Origin of the sequence: Fibrella aquatica (assembly GCF_041321135.1) — a bacterium.
GTDB classification, from domain to species: domain Bacteria; phylum Bacteroidota; class Bacteroidia; order Cytophagales; family Spirosomataceae; genus Fibrella; species Fibrella aquatica.
This window is the reverse complement of sequence record NZ_JBGGWF010000005.1, coordinates 214,423-230,124: the sequence shown is the minus strand read 5'-3', so window position 1 is coordinate 230,124 and position 15,702 is coordinate 214,423. Positions and strand designations below refer to the sequence as shown.

General features: G+C 52.4%; 12 protein-coding genes. 6 read left to right on the top strand and 6 right to left on the bottom strand.

All coding sequences use genetic code 11. From position 1 onward, the window contains the following. Nucleotides 1-288: 288 nt before the first annotated feature. Nucleotides 289-717, bottom strand: a complete 429-nt coding sequence (locus ACAW87_RS14495) for a DEAD/DEAH box helicase family protein (protein WP_370724127.1) — start codon at nucleotides 715-717, stop codon at nucleotides 289-291. A gap of 135 nt (nucleotides 718-852) precedes the next feature. Between ACAW87_RS14495 and ACAW87_RS14490 the strand changes: the two genes are divergently transcribed. Next, on the top strand, nucleotides 853-2,661 hold the full coding sequence (locus ACAW87_RS14490; RefSeq protein ID WP_370724126.1) for a family 43 glycosylhydrolase: 1,809 nt from the start codon (nucleotides 853-855) through the stop codon (nucleotides 2,659-2,661). Between the two features lie 93 nt (nucleotides 2,662-2,754). Here ACAW87_RS14490 and ACAW87_RS14485 read toward each other — a convergent pair whose 3' ends face one another. Then, nucleotides 2,755-3,891, bottom strand: a complete 1,137-nt coding sequence (locus tag ACAW87_RS14485; protein WP_370724125.1) for a mechanosensitive ion channel family protein — start codon at nucleotides 3,889-3,891, stop codon at nucleotides 2,755-2,757. A 188-nt stretch (nucleotides 3,892-4,079) separates the two neighbouring features. Here ACAW87_RS14485 and ACAW87_RS14480 point away from each other — a divergent pair, with 188 nt between their 5' ends. The 4 genes from ACAW87_RS14480 to ACAW87_RS14465 all read left to right on the top strand — a co-directional run bounded on the left by ACAW87_RS14480 (nucleotide 4,080) and on the right by ACAW87_RS14465 (nucleotide 8,883). Beyond that, nucleotides 4,080-5,066: a phytanoyl-CoA dioxygenase family protein gene (locus tag ACAW87_RS14480; RefSeq protein WP_370724124.1), complete on the top strand. Its 987-nt coding sequence runs from the start codon at nucleotides 4,080-4,082 to the stop codon at nucleotides 5,064-5,066. Nucleotides 5,067-5,233: 167 nt separating this feature from the next. After that, the gene (locus ACAW87_RS14475) at nucleotides 5,234-6,478 is read left to right on the top strand and encodes an MFS transporter (RefSeq protein WP_370724123.1); all 1,245 of its coding nucleotides are present in this window, start codon (nucleotides 5,234-5,236) and stop codon (nucleotides 6,476-6,478) included. A 1-nt stretch (nucleotide 6,479) separates the two neighbouring features. Beyond that, entirely contained in the window at nucleotides 6,480-7,682 is a 1,203-nt protein-coding gene (locus ACAW87_RS14470) for an MFS transporter (protein WP_370724122.1), read from the top strand. A 157-nt stretch (nucleotides 7,683-7,839) separates the two neighbouring features. Continuing rightward, complete coding sequence (locus ACAW87_RS14465; protein ID WP_370724121.1) at nucleotides 7,840-8,883, top strand: NAD(P)-dependent alcohol dehydrogenase; 1,044 nt, start codon at nucleotides 7,840-7,842, stop codon at nucleotides 8,881-8,883. A gap of 55 nt (nucleotides 8,884-8,938) precedes the next feature. Here ACAW87_RS14465 and ACAW87_RS14460 read toward each other — a convergent pair whose 3' ends face one another. Continuing rightward, the gene (locus ACAW87_RS14460; protein WP_370724120.1) at nucleotides 8,939-10,174 is read right to left on the bottom strand and encodes a spore maturation protein; all 1,236 of its coding nucleotides are present in this window, start codon (nucleotides 10,172-10,174) and stop codon (nucleotides 8,939-8,941) included. Nucleotides 10,175-10,279: 105 nt separating this feature from the next. Here ACAW87_RS14460 and ACAW87_RS14455 point away from each other — a divergent pair, with 105 nt between their 5' ends. After that, complete coding sequence (locus tag ACAW87_RS14455) at nucleotides 10,280-10,960, top strand: M15 family metallopeptidase (RefSeq protein WP_370724119.1); 681 nt, start codon at nucleotides 10,280-10,282, stop codon at nucleotides 10,958-10,960. Here the strand turns inward: ACAW87_RS14455 and ACAW87_RS14450 are convergent. The 3 genes from ACAW87_RS14450 to ACAW87_RS14440 all read right to left on the bottom strand — a co-directional run bounded on the left by ACAW87_RS14450 (nucleotide 10,944) and on the right by ACAW87_RS14440 (nucleotide 15,684). Further along, complete coding sequence (locus ACAW87_RS14450; protein ID WP_370724118.1) at nucleotides 10,944-12,200, bottom strand: hypothetical protein; 1,257 nt, start codon at nucleotides 12,198-12,200, stop codon at nucleotides 10,944-10,946. The two genes, ACAW87_RS14455 and ACAW87_RS14450, sit on opposite strands and share 17 nt — an antisense overlap. A 9-nt stretch (nucleotides 12,201-12,209) precedes the next feature. Beyond that, the gene (locus ACAW87_RS14445; protein WP_370724117.1) at nucleotides 12,210-13,442 is read right to left on the bottom strand and encodes an acyltransferase family protein; all 1,233 of its coding nucleotides are present in this window, start codon (nucleotides 13,440-13,442) and stop codon (nucleotides 12,210-12,212) included. A gap of 106 nt (nucleotides 13,443-13,548) precedes the next feature. Continuing rightward, nucleotides 13,549-15,684, bottom strand: coding sequence for an outer membrane protein assembly factor BamB family protein (locus tag ACAW87_RS14440; RefSeq protein WP_370724116.1), 2,136 nt, complete (start codon nucleotides 15,682-15,684; stop codon nucleotides 13,549-13,551). Nucleotides 15,685-15,702 lie beyond the last annotated feature (18 nt).

The following is a 15,702-nucleotide window of genomic DNA, read 5'->3' as shown; positions in this document are numbered from 1 at the left end:
CCTGCGTAAAAAGATTAGCTGGGTTGTTCTGGTCGCTGTCCAGACATTCCGGTTTTGCGTTATGAGTAGAAACGGCTCCAAAACTGGAGAACAGCTTCTTTTTATTTACTTGTAGAGTTTGATACGAGTGTATTGGCTCATTGCCAAAACTATCAAAAATCACGCCTAGAGGCACATACCTCTTAGTTCTTTTAAAACGTTCGATAGCCCGAATAGTTGCTAATCTACGGTCTAACTTCGTCAATGTCAAATGAACTGAGTAACCGTGCACATCTACCAACAGTTTAGCTAATTGGCTGATACTCTCCGCGTCACTACCAAATGATCAGCTACTTTGTTGGCAATGCCTGACTTTCCCGACGCGGGAGGGCCTATGATGATGAAAGCCTGTTTATCGCAGGATATATCACTTGCAGGCAAAGCACCGCCTGCACCCAATTTCAGAGATTCATCCCGATCAGGCCGCTTCAATGAAAATAACTCACTTGTAATCTGACGACGAAGATGCCATCGGGTCGAATCATCTTTGTATCGTCGATCACGGTAATGGTGGCTTTGCAGTGTGGGATATCCAAAATCAAAGTTGGCCATACTGAGTTCTGCCTGAACAATTTTCGATAAGATAGAGGGGTTTTTATAATCGTATTTGAGCACGCGTTTAAAAAAGTCTTCTACTAAATCTTCGTTGGTTAGCAGACGAGCATCTGTATAAGCCATGTAAGGATGGTGATGGATTGAAGTAGCCGGTAAGTTATTAACAAATAGTTTACACGGCGATATGCCTGTATTACTGGCATTTAAAAAAAGGTAAAGACAAAACCGTTGTGCCTTTTACCGACAAACCCTTAAACAATGCGTACCACCTTACTCCTGCTTTGGCTGCTGGTTTCTGTGTCGCCTGGTATGGCTCAGCAACGGCCGCAAAGCACCTATTGCAACCCGATGGATATTAGCTATCGGTATAATTTTGAACAGTTAAACGAGAAGATTTCGTACCGCTCGGGGGCCGACCCGGTCATTATCAATCATAAGAAAGAATACTACCTCTTCGTGACCATTCAGGGTGGCTGGTGGCACTCGAAAAACCTCATCGACTGGAACTACATTGTGCCCGATAAATGGCCGATGGAAGATATGTGTGCCCCGGCAGCGCTATCGGTGCGCGACACGATGTACCTCTTTCAGAGCACGTTTGAACAGCGCCCCATTTTTTATTCGACCGAACCGGAGAAGGGAAAGCTGAAATTTCTGAACCGCTGGATGCCGCGCCTGCCGAAAGATATTGGCCCGTGGGACCCCGCGCTTTTCCACGACGACGATACCGACAAATGGTACATGTACTGGGGCTCATCGAATGTGTACCCGATTTTTGGAGCCGAACTCGACAAAAGCCGCAACCTGACTTACGCAGGCAACAATCCGGCCGCGGCGTACAAGGCCATGTTCTGGCTCGATCCGTATAATCACGGCTGGGAACGCTTCGGCCCTAACCATTCTGATCCGTTCAAACCGTTTACCGAAGGAGCCTGGATGACCAAACACAACGGCACCTACTACCTGCAATACGGGGCGCCGGGCACCGAATACAACGTGTATGGGAACGGTACCTACGTGGGCAAAAGTCCGCTGGGGCCCTGGGAATATGCGCCTTATAACCCCATTGCCTACAAACCGGGCGGGTTTGCTACCGGCTGCGGGCACGGCAACACTTTTCAGGACAATTTTGGTAATTACTGGAACACAGGTACTACCTGGATTGGCTATAACTGGGGCATGGAACGTCGTATTGTGATGAACCCGGCCGGTTTTGATAAAGATGGACACATGAACGTCAATACCCGCTTTGGCGATTACCCGCATTACCTGCCCACCAAATCAATGCAAAACCGCGATGAGCTGTTTACAGGCTGGATGCTGCTGAATTACAAAAAGCCCATTACGGCCTCATCAACCCTCGCCACGGCCCCCACCGATACCGTTACCGCCGATCGGGTGGCCGACGAAAATCCGCGCACATTTTGGGTAGCGGGCCAAAACAAACCCGGCGAAACGCTGACGACCGATCTGGGCAGCCTACACACGATTCGGGCCGTGCAGGTCGATTACATCGATTACAAGCAGACCATCTTCGATTCTGATTCAACGGTATACACCCAGTTTAAAATTCTGACGTCGGAGGATGGCAAGAAGTTCGAAGTGGTTGCTGACCTGACAAGAGAGCCCAGAAAAGACCACGCCTGCGCTTACGTTGAGATTCCGGCCCGTGCCGATGGGAAACTCGTCCGGGCCAGGTACGTTCGGTATGAACACGTGTATGTGGCGGGGCCAACGCTGGCTATCAACGCATTCAGGGTATTTGGCAACGGAGCAGGGAACGTACCCACCACGCCCACCATGACGGCTATTCGCCAGAAAGACCAGCGCAACGCCGACCTGACCTGGGCCAACGTACCCGGACGGGCAGGAGATCGCGCAACGGGGTACAACATTCGCTGGGGCATTGCGCCCGACAAACTGTATCAGACCTACCAGTTCTGGAGCGACGAACCAAACCGGTTCGAGCTGAGAGCCCTTAACGTGGGGGTACCTTATTACTTTGCCATTGAAGCCTTTAACGAAAACGGCGTGTCGGGCTTAAGCAAAGTTGTGGGCGTGAAGTAAGTAGCACCGAAACGGTCCGCCGCTGCGGCTCCAGCTTCGGTAGTTGAACTAGCTAACTTACGACTACCGAAGCTGGAGCTTCGGCGCTACAGATTATTCAATCATCCGGTTATCAGCGGCCTGAGCAATGACTGAGCGGCTGTTTTCTGGCAAGATGATGCGCGATTGCGGCAGACTTTCGGGGTGTTCGTCGCGAAGAAACGCAATGATGGCTTCGCGGATGTGGCAGCGTAAATCAAAAGCCGAAGGTGCATCATTAGATGACACCAAAATGCGTACTTCAATGCTACTGGCCATGGCATTGGTCACCTGCACCGCAAACACCTGCTCATTCCAGAGCGGGTCGGCCTCGGCCAGCGCTTTTGCTTTCTCGCGGATAGCCTCGATAGGCGCGTTATAATCCAGATAAAGCAGAACAGCCCCGGTAATGCTGGCGTCTGAGCGGGTCCAGTTCTGAAAAGGCGTTTCCACGAAATAAGTGATGGGTAAAATCAGCCGCCGCCGGTCCCAGAGGCGAACCACTACGTTGGTCAGGTTAATTTCTTCGATACGTCCCCACTCGTTTTCCACCACCACGGCATCGTCGAGGCGAATTTGTTGCGAAAAGGCGATCTGAATGCCAGCCAGTAGGTTACCCAGCGATTTCTGCGCGGCAAACCCCACCAGTACCGACACAATACCGGCCGAGGTGAGCACACTGACGCCCACTTTCCGGCTTCCCTGAAAGTTGAGTAACAACAGCGAGAAGCTAACCAGCAAAATAAGCGTAGACAGAATACGACGGAAAAACTGGACCTGCGTTACGAACTTCCGACCCGACAGGTTGGCGTCACTCGTAATGTCGTAGCGTCGCACCAGCAACAGTTCAGCCACTTTCAGCAAGCGAAGCGCCAGCCACGTACTCGTCAGCAAAAACAGAATCTCGGCCGTTTTATCGGCCACCGGATGTCGTCTTAGGAACCGCTCGTTTTGGAGGTTGGTGCCTACCAGAAAGAACAGGGAGGGAAGCCAGAAATAAAACGCCGCCCGCAGGTAGCTCCGCATCATAGCCAGTGCCGGTTCATAGCGTCGCCGAAGAATTAACCGGGTAATCTGCACCAGCATAAACGTGATGACTACGCCCAATATGATGGAGATAGTTAGTAAAACCCAGCCGGAAATATCCCGATTTGGCACATAGCCAAACCACCGGATGAGGGCGCGAATCCAGGAATCGAGTTGTTGCTGCATAGGGCAAAAGTAGGTGCTATTGGTGCCTAATCGCAGACATCGCCCATTTTCTTAGCCTCTGACCCATTCATCGTATCTGAGTAAAAAGGCTTACCAATAGATGAGAAAAAGGGGGCTAAAGAATCAGTAAGTAATCTCTTTGGGGAATGTGTACCTTTTTTTGCTAAATTTCTGAAAATGCATCGGCTATGAGCGCAACTATACCAACTGAATTTACCGTTAACCTGCCCTGGACAGAGTCGCCTTTTTTTGAGGCCGACCTGCGCAAGGCCAACCTCGACGAAGCCACAACCGTACAGGTAAGGCAATTTTCTGAACAGGGTTTTTTAATCTTCGATCCTCAGATTCCCATGTCGATCATCGACGAAGCGCGCCAACAGGCCGAACCGCTGATTCCAACTACGCATGCCAATTCACGCGTACAGGATGCCTGGAAAACGGTGCCTGCCGTACAGCAAATTGCCGCCGCCCCCCGCGTTCTCGACATGTTGCGTGTGCTTTACCGCCGCGAGCCCATTCCGTTTCAGACCCTGAATTTTGCCGTTGGTACACAGCAACGTACCCACAGCGACTCTATCCATTTTAACTCTATTCCGCAGCGGTTTATGTGCGGTGTTTGGGTAGCGCTCGAAGATGTTCGTGACGATAACGGTCCACTCCATTACTTCCCGGGAAGCCACAAACTACCGTTCTACGACCTGGTTGATATGGGCATGAAAGGAACCGTGGCTAAAACCGCCGAGGAAGTATACGGCAAGCTGTACCCGCGCTACGAAGATTTTATTGCTGCCATGACCGAAGCGCATCAACTCAAAAAAGCGGTCTTGAACATGAAAAAAGGGCAGGCCATTATCTGGTCGGCCAACTTGTTACATGGCGGCGAACCCATTCAAACACCCGGTTCAACGCGGCACAGTCAGGTGACGCACTATTATTTCAACGATTGTATTTACTATACACCGCTCCGTTCCGATGCCGCCCCCGACCGGCTTTACATTCGGCAGATTACCAATATTGTCAATGGAGCGGTGATCAAGAATAAATACTTCGACGAAGAACTGACGCAGACCAACGAAGGCTACTCGGCACGCATGAATATTCCGCCTATTCTGTTGAAAATCGGTGGCCTCATTCCCTCATCGTTACGAGCTAAACTAAAGAAGTTTCGGGGGTAATTGAGCGCAGAAGCCTAAGATCGGTTTCCAGCAACGTACCTGCAAATTTTATTAGTACAGTTACTTATTCAACGGTTCAGCCTAATTGATGTCGATACACGTTATTCTATAAGTGAGCTCGTCAGACTGGCGGGCTTATTTTTTGCCCATCGTTACACTTTCTGTACATGTTCAAGAATCCACGAGTGGGCCTGATCTACGCCATAACCCTGATTGACAGTGTTGTGGCGGGAGGAATGGGGCCGTTGTTTAATAAGTATACGCAGGCCCTGCCAGCCAAGCAGGTATGGGTAATGGCAGGCTCGGCCCTGTTGCTTGGACTGCAATTAGTCGTCTCGCCCGTATTAGGTGCCTTGTCCGATAAAATTGGCCGCCGGCCGGTGCTGATAGGGACTGCTATTGGCTCTTTCTTCGCTTCGTTCCTCCTATTTCCCGTTAACGCCTGGGGGTATCTGAGCAACCGGGCGCTGGAGGGTACTACCAATGGTATGAGTTCAGTGCTGCGATCGGCGGTGGTCGACACGGCCGAAGACAACGACGTGACACAACAAACCAGCGTTCAGGGCAACCTGACGGCGCTGGGAGCGATTTTTGGGCCGGCCATTGGCGGTCTGCTCATCATTGCCCTGCCTCAGGCTCGTTTCGACCCCATTCCGCTGGTGATCATGGGCATTATCCTGGCGCTGATCAATGTAGGGTTGACGCTTATTTTCAAGGAAACCAACGAAAAAGAAAAACAGCCGGTCGATATTCAGGAGCTAAAGAAAAAGTCGCTAAGCGCGCTAAAAGTCAGCGCTTTATGGAAGCAACTAGATGTGGTCGACGAGAAGCTGAAAGGCTTTAAATCACTGTATATTTTGCAACTCCTGTCGTTGTTGGCACTGGGTTACTACAATTACTTTATCGCCTACCTGATTGTGGGGGATCTGGGCTTAACACCCCGACAGGCCGTTTATTTCTTTATGTATTACGGCGTTATTACGTTTGTTGTCAACCTCGTCTTCTTCCAACTGATCACCAAACGCATCAACCAGAAGAAGATGCTGATCTGGGTCGCCATCGCGGGCATTGGTGTGATGGCCCTGTATGCGTTTAGCGGTGGCAGTGTGCTGATGCTCTATATCGCGGCCACTGTTGATTCGGTAACGGTTGGTTTGCTGGCCGGCCTGATTGCGGGCATTACCTCGCAACTAGCTGCCAAAGGCGAAGGGCAAGGAAGTATTTTCGGCGATACACAGGCGCTGGGCGGCGTAGCTAGTTTTGCGGCGGCGGTAGCCACTACCCTACTCACCGCCGTAGACCCGCGTGCGCCGTTTGCGTTCTACGCCCTGGCCCTCGCCGTACTGGCCTACCGCGCGGCCACGCTCCCCGAAGAAGCCAGTAAAGAAACCGATGTAGCGAATCAGAAGTAACATGTTCAAAGACCGTCACCTGCTGCACATCTATGCCATTATCTTCATTGATGTAGTAGTTGGGTCTATTTTGGGGCCAGTGTTGCCTCAGTTTGTGCGGGGCCACGCGCAACCGCAATTGTGGTTGGCGTTGGGTACGGCGTTGTTTCTGGGTGTGCAACTCATTTCGGCTCCGCTCCTGGGTAAACTCTCTGACGGATACGGCCGCAAGCCCATTTTTCGGATATCATCCATAGGTACGTTCATCGCCAATTGCATGCTGTTACCTATTCGTATGGGCTGGCAATTGGCCAATCGGTTCAGCGACGGACTCACCAACGGACTGTATGCCACTGTACGTTCGGCCATTACCGATATTTCGCCCCGCGAATCGCTGTTCCGAAATCTGGGTATCGAAGGCGCTATCATTTCACTCGGCTTCGTGATTGGTCCGGCCATTGCCGGTTTGCTCATCACCATCCTCGATCTCACCGACCCGCTCGAACAGGCCAGGTACGTTGTTATCATGGCCGTTGGACTGTCGGCGTTGAATGTGTTGCTGAGTTTTTTGCTTCGCGAAACCCACGTCACGGCCAAAGGCGTGTCGCGGCAGGAACTGACAACCGAGCTGGTTCGCTCCCTAAACGTGAGCAGTATACTGGCCCGGCTTAAGCAAAAAGAGCGTGAGCATCCGGGTTTATTGACACTTGTACTGATGCAGGTAGCCCTTACAGGTGCCCTCGGCTATTATAACTACTTTGTGGCGTATGTCAGTTTAGGCGAGCTGAAGATGAACGCCAAAGACATTTCGTATTTTTTCATGTATTTCGGCGGACTCAGCGTGGCTATCAGCTACGGGTTCTACGGCTATCTGGCCGACCGCATCAATCAGCGGCGGGCCATTTTCTGGTTTGCCCTTTTGGGTATCCCCGTGCTGGCCTCCTACGGATTGGTCGGTACGTCGAAACTATGGCTCTACATCATTATCACAATCGACTGCCTCACCTACTCGCTCATTCAGGGACTGATTGAAGGGCTGATGGCGCAGAAAACCACCGATACCGACCGGGGCGAAGTCTTTGGCCTCAATCAGGCTATGCAGGGTCTGGCCAGTTTCGGCACAACGGTTGTTTTCGGCGCCTTATCCATCATCGATCTACGCCTGCCTTTCGCCTGGTTTGGCGCCTGTTTGGCCATGGTGGCATGGCTGTCTAGAAAAACATAACAATTCGTGATAATGAAGGCCAGAACCCGTTCTATCGTTCTTTCCTTACACATACGTTACCTGCTTAGCTAAGACAGTCAGCCATCAGATCATTTTTAGCGTTATATAGGAAGATGGAAGGCAAACAGACTTCTCAAATTAAACTACACAAAACACAATGATTGCAGCGAAAGGATACGCAGCTCAGGATGCCGAATCAGATCTGGCACCTTTTCAGTTTGAACGGCGGGATCTGAAACCGACCGATGTACAGTTCGATATTCACTATTGCGGCGTTTGCCACTCCGATCTGCATCAGGTTCGGGGCGAATGGGGCAATTCGGTGTTCCCCATGGTTCCGGGTCATGAAGTGGTGGGTCGGGTAACGGCTGTCGGCGATCAGGTAACCAAATTCAAAGCGGGCGACCTGGCCGCCGTTGGTTGCTTTGTTGATTCATGCCGACACTGCGAAAATTGCGAAGAAGGTCTGGAACAGTACTGCCTGAACGGAAATTCGCAGACGTACAACGGCTACGAACAGGATAAGAAAACTCCCACCTACGGCGGCTATTCAAACGTAATGGTAGCCCATCAGGACTTTGTGCTAAAGGTCAGCGAATCGCTCGATCTGCCCGCGGTGGCTCCGTTGCTTTGCGCGGGTATCACCACCTATTCTCCGTTGCGCTACTGGAAAGTGGGCGAGGGCCATAAGGTGGCCGTGTTAGGTTTGGGAGGTCTGGGCCACATGGCCGTTAAGTTTGCCGTAGCGTTTGGTGCCGAAGTCACCCTGCTGAGCACGTCGCCTTCGAAAGAAGAAGATGCGCATCGGTTAGGTGCCCACAAGTTTGTGCTGACCAGTGATGCTGAGCAGGTAAAAGCCGTACAGAATACATTCGACTTCATTGTCGATACCGTTTCGGCACCGCACGATTACAACATGTATCTGGGCCTGTTGAAAACCAACGGCGTTCAGATTTGCGTTGGCGCGCCGCCAAAACCAGCCGAAATTGGCGTTTTTGGCCTACTCGGTGGCCGGAAAAGCATTGTGGGTTCAAATACAGGTGGGATGCCCGAATCCCAGGAAATGCTGGACTTTTGCGCTGAACACAACATTGTATCCGACGTAGAAGTAATTCCGATGAATTATATTCAGACCGCCTACGAGCGCATGCTGAAAGGCGATGTTCGTTACCGCTTCGTGATCGATATGAGCACTCTGTAGAAACGAATTAACCATTTTTTCATTGATTCAGGTACACGTTGACAACGTACCTGAATCAATGAAAAAAGAAGTAGCCCAGTGCAATACCGGCGATCACGCCAATCAGATCGGCGAAGAGGCAGAGCGGAATGGTATACCGGCTGTTTTTGATACCTACTGAGCCAAAATACAAAGCCACGATATAAAACGTGGTATCGGCCGACCCCTGGAAAATACACACCAGCCGCCCTACAAATGAGTCGGCCCCGAACTCCTTCATGGCATCGATCATGAGAGCACGGGCACCAGAGCCACTGAGCGGCTTCATTAAAGCCACGGGAAGAGCATCTGTAAAATCAGTATTGACTCCCGTCAGGCCAATTATGTATTTGAGGCCATCGACCAGGAAGGTCATAGCCCCTGCGTTACGAAAAGCGCCAATAGCCACGAGCATGCCCACCAGATAGGGAATAATGCGCACCGACGTCTCGAAACCACCTTTGGCTCCTTCGACAAAGGTCTCGAAAAGAGGCACCTTCTTATACAGGCCACCCAGCAGGAACCCCAGAATAATGACCATCAGAATGAGGTTGCCCACCACTTTCGAGATCATCTCTACCTCCTCTTTTGGCCGTCCCGACAGGCTCCATAAGGCCAGCGCAATAAGCCCGGTAATGGCCCCCAGCCAGCCCAGTACGGTCGGATTCAGCAGGTTAATTCGCTGTCGAAGGGCTACAGCAATCAGGGCAACCACCGTAGTAACATACGTACCAATGACGCAGGGAATAAAAATATCGGCGGGATTTTGCGCGCCCAGGATAGCCCGTTGCGCCATGATACTCAGCGGAATAATAGTAAGTCCGGATGTATGCAACACGGCAAACATAATCTGCGCATTGGAAGCAACATCTTTATTTGAATTCAAATCCTGCAGACTCTGCATGGCTTTCAGACCAAAGGGCGTAGCAGCATTATCGAGACCGAGCAGGTTGGCCGAGAAGTTCATAATCATCTGCCCGTTGGCCGGGTGATTGCGGGGGACTTCGGGAAACAGCTTATGAAAAAACGGCCCGATCAGCCGCGCAATGACGTTGATGACGCCCGCTTTTTCGGCAATGTTGAGTAGCCCCAGAAAAAACGTCATTACGCCGGCCAAGGGCAGGGCAATATCCATCACCGCCACTTTCGACGAGTCAAAAAGGCCCTCGACCAGGAGTTTAAAGATTTCGGTGTCGCCCAGAAAAATAAGTTTGGCCAGCGCCACGAGAAAAGCAATCAGGAAAAAAGCTACCCAGATGTAGTTAAGGGCCATGTGGTGAAGAGTGAAAAGTGAAAGGGTGAAAGAGCGACTACGCCGTAGGTCGTTACCTTTCGCCGTAAGTTTACGACCCCAAATGCCAACAAACAATCCAAATTTATGTCCTTTCGCTTTGCCGTTCTTTTAGTTGCCTATTCGCTCATTCACGCATTTACGCATCATGCAAGTGCCCAAACCGACGCTTCCATGCAAAAGCAGGGCCTTGTAAACGTGCAAACGGTTGACCCCAGCCTGTTGGTTGAGCTGAAGTATTCGACTACCGATAATTTCGTGAAGCAGGATGTGTATGGCGATCTGACGCAAGCCTACCTGCAACCAATGACCACCCGGAAATTGAGCGCGGCCAGTAAATGGCTACAGGTACGTAGGCCCGATCTGCGGTTGCTGATCTACGATGCCGCCCGGCCACAATCTGCACAATGGAAACTCTGGAATGCACTACCTCAATATTCGGAAAGGCAGCGACGCACCTACGTGGCCGACCCGCGCGAAGGCTCTATTCACAGTTACGGATGCGCCGTTGACCTCACCCTCGCTACCGCCGACGGACGCGCCCTGGACATGGGTACCCCCTACGATTTTTTCGGCCCGAAAGCGTATCCGAAGCAGGAAGTGCAATTGCTCAAAACAGGTCAGTTAACGAAGCAGCAGGTAGAGAACCGGCGTTTGTTGCGTCAGGCCATGCAGGCGGGCGGGTTTATGCCAATCGAATACGAGTGGTGGCATTTCAACGCCCTTTCGCGCAAACAGGCGAAGCAGCAATTTAAACGGGTAGAGTAGCGATTGGCCCGCGCCGCAATTGCCGAACAGCCAGCCAGACGCACCACGCAAAACCGGCAATGATTACCCATTCCATTACGTATTCGGCCAGATACAGCGGGTTGCTAAGCGAGTCAAAAGTGTAGTAAGGTTGTTTCATCCGCCACCAAATTGAGGGGTGATTAGCCGCCAGCAGATTAAAAATCAGCAGAATGGCTACTTCAGTCTTGTTGCGCCAATCGGTCAGGCAAAAAACCAGCGGTAGCATGAACGCAAAGGCATATACGGTGATCGAGTTTTGCTGTAACACACTCATGGCCGCAAAAATGGTGATGTAAAGCATCGGGAGATAGCCAACTAATTCGTCGCGCTTACGTACCCAGAGCGTAGCCAGTCCTATAACAATGAGCAGCAACGTTAGGGTGATCCACTTGCCCAGGTTCCCATTCAGGGTCATACCCGTCAGAACGGGATTGAGTACCGATCGCCAGTTGGGGGCTTTCAGGTAATCGCCTTCGTGCAGGGGTTGTTCCAGAAACAGCATCCCCGTGGTCAGGTAGAGCCACACCAGCACGGGCAGGCCCACCACGGCCGCACCGGCCACGAACGACACCTTGCGGCGGGTCAGCAGAAAAAGCGGAATCATCAGCAGCACAAACGTGGCTTTGGTTAGCAGCAGGCCAATGCCCAGGGCCAAACCGCCCAGAAATGCGTTCTGCCGCGTTTGCCAGAGCCAGACACCGGCCAGCGCCGCGCCCCAGACCAGAATGTCTTCCTGCCCGCTGAAGACGGCAAATACAAACGAAACGGGCAGCAGGTAATAGATCAGGCACCGGAACAGGCGTTCACCCTGCGTGAGTTGCGGCAGGTAGGTACGTTGCGTAAACCAGACCGTTGCCGTTTCCAGCAACAGCAACGTAAGCACAATGACCCGGATGTTATCGTAAAGGGCCAGTGGCAGCGCCAGCAGATAGCCGAAAAAGGGACTGTAGGCGTTATACGCGCCTATGTAAGGTACTTCCAGACGCGTGGCCGACGACACAATCGGATAAAAACACTGCACGTCGGATTGCGGCTCGAAGCCCAGAATGACATAAACTCCCAGAAAAGGCAACAGCCTAAGGAAAACAAAAAATAGGGTAAGCCAAGGAGCTTTTGTTGTAGTCAACCATTGCTCAACACGCGGACGTTGCCAGAGCAACAAACCAATAGCCAGCGTTAACAGCAGCGACGTAACGCCTTTAACAAGAAGAATAAGCATGGTGTAAAGTTACGGAACCAGTGACGAAGAAGTCGGCGGTGTTGATGGTTCGGCAGGACGACGACTGGATGCCACTACTGCAAAACGGTCTTTCAGGGACAAAAATGGTTTCTCAAAATACGTGTACGACAACCAGGCCACCAGTGTTGTTAACGTAAAGCTGCTCAGATACAGCAACGTCATGAAAACAGGGTCAGCCGAATTATCGTGGGTGGGGCGACCGGGCCATAGCAACAGCAGGCTGTTCATACACAACGTAATCAGGAGTGGATGATACATATACAGGCCGTACGAAATATCGCCCATAAAGCGCGTTACCGGGTTGTCGAGTTTTACCAGCGAGGTTGAATTACCCGCCAGATTCAGCAGCATAAAGCAGAAAAAGACGGCGTAGAACTCGTAGTTGAAGCCCGGCACGCGAACACTAAACGCGATGCAAAGCAGCAACACGCCGTAAACAGCAAGCTGCACGTTTCGCTGGAATAGTTTTGGCAATATCCAATGGCGCGAGAAAAGAAGCCACGCTCCTACCCCGCCAATAGCCATACACCCAATGCGGAACTGAGCCATAAAAAAGGCCAGAATAACAAACGGAGACCGGTCATGATCGTCGCCCAGATAAGCCGGACGGGCCACAAAGCGTTCGTAGAGAAACCATACAGCCAACAGACCAACCACGGTCAAAACGATCTTCAGCGTTCGTTTGGGATTGTTGCTCATCACCAGCCACGGCCACATCAGGTAAAACTGTTCTTCTACACCAATCGACCAGGCGTGCGATACCATGGGTACGTTTCCGAAAAAGGCCAGCGCTACATTGGGAAGAACCAACCCATATACCAGGAGCTTCAACCCAAACTGATCGTAAACATCGCCCAGCAAGGCGGGCGTTTGCAGAATCGGAATGAGCGGCCAGACCAGCAGCCCAAGCCCGACTACCAGAAAATAGAGCGGCCAAATGCGCAGCACCCGCCGGATGTAGAACTTACGAATGGCTATCCGGCCCGTCTTCTGCTTCTCGGCGAGCAACAGGTACGTGATCAGAAACCCGCTCAATACAAAGAACAGGGAGACGCCCAACCGGCCCAACTGATACGCAAAGGGTCTGGCCCAGAGGTCTTCCCGACCAAACAAAAAGACTGACTTGTACTCTTCGATGTGATGAATTATCACCGCTGAGGCAGCGATAAACCGCACTCCATTAAAGCCCTTGAAATAAATAGGATTAGACGCTTGAGCCATAGGTACCGAATACAACGGGCAGTTTGGAAAGCCACAAAATTACGCTAACGTACCCAGACCGGTGTGCATTAGACTGACTTTTCGGCCCGTGGTTACTCAAACGGCCCTATGGCAGTGCAAACGCAACGTACTGATTCCCTTTTTTCGTGCCCAGCTTACCGCCGCCACAGGCAATGACAACATACTGTTTCCCACCCACCTGATACACACTGGGCGTAGCATGGCCAGCTGCGGGAAGCGTAGTTTGCCAAACGATTTTACCCGTCTTCGTATCAAACGCCCGAAACTGCTCGTCTTTCGTGGCCGCAATGAAAAGCAGCCCGCTTGCGGTAACCACGGGGCCGCCGTAGTTCTCGGTTCCGGTGGGCGTTCCCCCGTTTTTGTCCGAAATGGCTTTCACATCACCCAGCGGTACTTGCCAGCGATGCTTACCCGTGTTTAGATCAATGGCCGTGAGCGTACCCCAGGGTGGCGCAATGGCGGGTAGACCTCGACTATCGACAAAGCGGTTATACCCCGTAATTTTATACGGTTGCTCGGGTGCTTTGGTACCAGCCTTGGCCGAAGTCGGCTTCGCGCTCACTTCTTTCTTCTCTTCATCGAACAGAAAAGCCAGCAAGGCTTGTTTCTCTTCGCCCGACAGTTGCGGGAAGCCCGGCATCATGCCTTTTCCGCCGCTCACGATCTGCGATACATAGGCCCGGTCGCGGCGGGTGCCCAGATCGACCAGCGACGGGTAGCCACTTTTGGGATTCCCTTTTCGTTCGGGTCCGTGGCAGGTCTGACAACTTATCGTGTACACGCGCTGACCAGGGCTCAGGTGCGCCAGTTCGTCTTGTTTGGGTGTCGGCTTCAGCTTAAAGATCCAGGCCATTTCGTTGGCATTCACATAAAGCGTACCGTTAGGGTCAGCCGCCGAGCCGCCCCACTCAGCCCCGCCATCACAACCCGGAAACAACAACGCACCTGTAGTTTGGTTGAGGGGCGCATACGGACGCGTATCGATCGTATTGAACAAGGTTCGGATTGAATCTTTATCGACCGAATAGGGATTCAGCTCATTGACGGTCAGCGATTGTCGGGCAAAGGGCGCGGGCAGTTCAGGAACCGGCTGGGTGGGCCAGGGTGATTCACCGGGCATTGGCGACGGCAGCATCGGCACCTCCCGAATCGGAAACATAGACTTGCCCGTGGCGCGGTCGAACACGTACACGAACCCGGACTTGGTGGTTTGGGCCACCACATCGATCAGTTGCCCGTTTTTACGAATGGTCATCAACGTGGGTGGGGCGGGCAAATCGCGGTCCCAGATGTCGTGGTGTACGAACTGGAAGTGCCACAGCCGTTTACCCGTGCGGGCGTCGAGCGCCAGCAGGCAATTGGCGTAGAGGTTCGCCCCTTTTCGATTACCGCCGTAGAAGTCGAACGAGGCCGAGCCAGTTGGCACAAAAACGATCTGTCGTTTGGCGTCGTATGCCATACCCGCCCAGCAGTTGGCCCCGCCAATATTTGGGTTCTTATACGCGTCTTTCGGCCAGGTGTCATAGCCCGCTTCGCCCGGATGCGGAATCGTGCGGAATGTCCAGACTAGCTTGCCTGTCTCTACATTAAATGCCCGGACGTGCCCCGGTGCTGCCCCCGCTTCTTCCGAAACCCGGACAGGCATAATGATCAGGTTACCGGCTATGGTACCGGGCGTGTTGGAGATAATGAACTTCTCGCTGTGTTCTTGCCCCAGACCCGTATGCAAGTCTACGTGACCGCCTTCGCCAAATGTTAAAATTGGCTTACCCGTTTTAGCATCCAACGCATAGAGATTGCTACCAAGCGTATACAGAATCCGCTGACCGGTTTTGTCGGGTTTCTGCCAGAACGCCACACCCCGGCTCGTACTGTGCCAGGCTTTCAGGGCGTCGCCAAACCGCCAAAGTTCACGCCCCGTGGCGGCATCGAGCGCAAAGGCCTGTACCGACGCCGTAACACCGTATAACACTCCGTCGACTACTAATGCGTTACACTGCATCTGTCCACTGTCGGGCGCGTTATAAGTCCAGGCAACTTGCAACTGCTTCACATTTTCGGGCGTGATCTGCGTCAGCGGCGAATAATGCGACCGGTCGGGGCCACCTAGGTAATCAGCCCAATCACTATTGCCGCTATCAGGCGGGGCGAGGCTGGGCAAGGCAAGTAAGCCTACAATAGTTAGCGTAATGAGGATCAGGGCAGGGAATAGACGGTTCATACGGCGGTTTTGTACTAA

Bases quoted from the DNA above. Each gene is read 5' to 3' on its own strand.
- ACAW87_RS14475 (WP_370724123.1), top strand. From the start codon at position 5,234: ATGTTCAAGAATCCACGAGTGGGCCTGATCTACGCCATAACCCTGATT.
- ACAW87_RS14455 (WP_370724119.1), top strand. From the start codon at position 10,280: ATGTCCTTTCGCTTTGCCGTTCTTTTAGTTGCCTATTCGCTCATTCAC.
- ACAW87_RS14470 (WP_370724122.1), top strand. From the start codon at position 6,480: ATGTTCAAAGACCGTCACCTGCTGCACATCTATGCCATTATCTTCATT.
- ACAW87_RS14490 (WP_370724126.1), top strand. From the start codon at position 853: ATGCGTACCACCTTACTCCTGCTTTGGCTGCTGGTTTCTGTGTCGCCT.
- ACAW87_RS14480 (WP_370724124.1), top strand. From the start codon at position 4,080: ATGAGCGCAACTATACCAACTGAATTTACCGTTAACCTGCCCTGGACA.
- ACAW87_RS14440 (WP_370724116.1), bottom strand. From the start codon at position 15,684: ATGAACCGTCTATTCCCTGCCCTGATCCTCATTACGCTAACTATTGTA.
- ACAW87_RS14465 (WP_370724121.1), top strand. From the start codon at position 7,840: ATGATTGCAGCGAAAGGATACGCAGCTCAGGATGCCGAATCAGATCTG.
- ACAW87_RS14485 (WP_370724125.1), bottom strand. From the start codon at position 3,891: ATGCAGCAACAACTCGATTCCTGGATTCGCGCCCTCATCCGGTGGTTT.
- ACAW87_RS14450 (WP_370724118.1), bottom strand. From the start codon at position 12,200: ATGCTTATTCTTCTTGTTAAAGGCGTTACGTCGCTGCTGTTAACGCTG.
- ACAW87_RS14445 (WP_370724117.1), bottom strand. From the start codon at position 13,442: ATGGCTCAAGCGTCTAATCCTATTTATTTCAAGGGCTTTAATGGAGTG.
- ACAW87_RS14495 (WP_370724127.1), bottom strand. From the start codon at position 717: ATGGCTTATACAGATGCTCGTCTGCTAACCAACGAAGATTTAGTAGAA.
- ACAW87_RS14460 (WP_370724120.1), bottom strand. From the start codon at position 10,174: ATGGCCCTTAACTACATCTGGGTAGCTTTTTTCCTGATTGCTTTTCTC.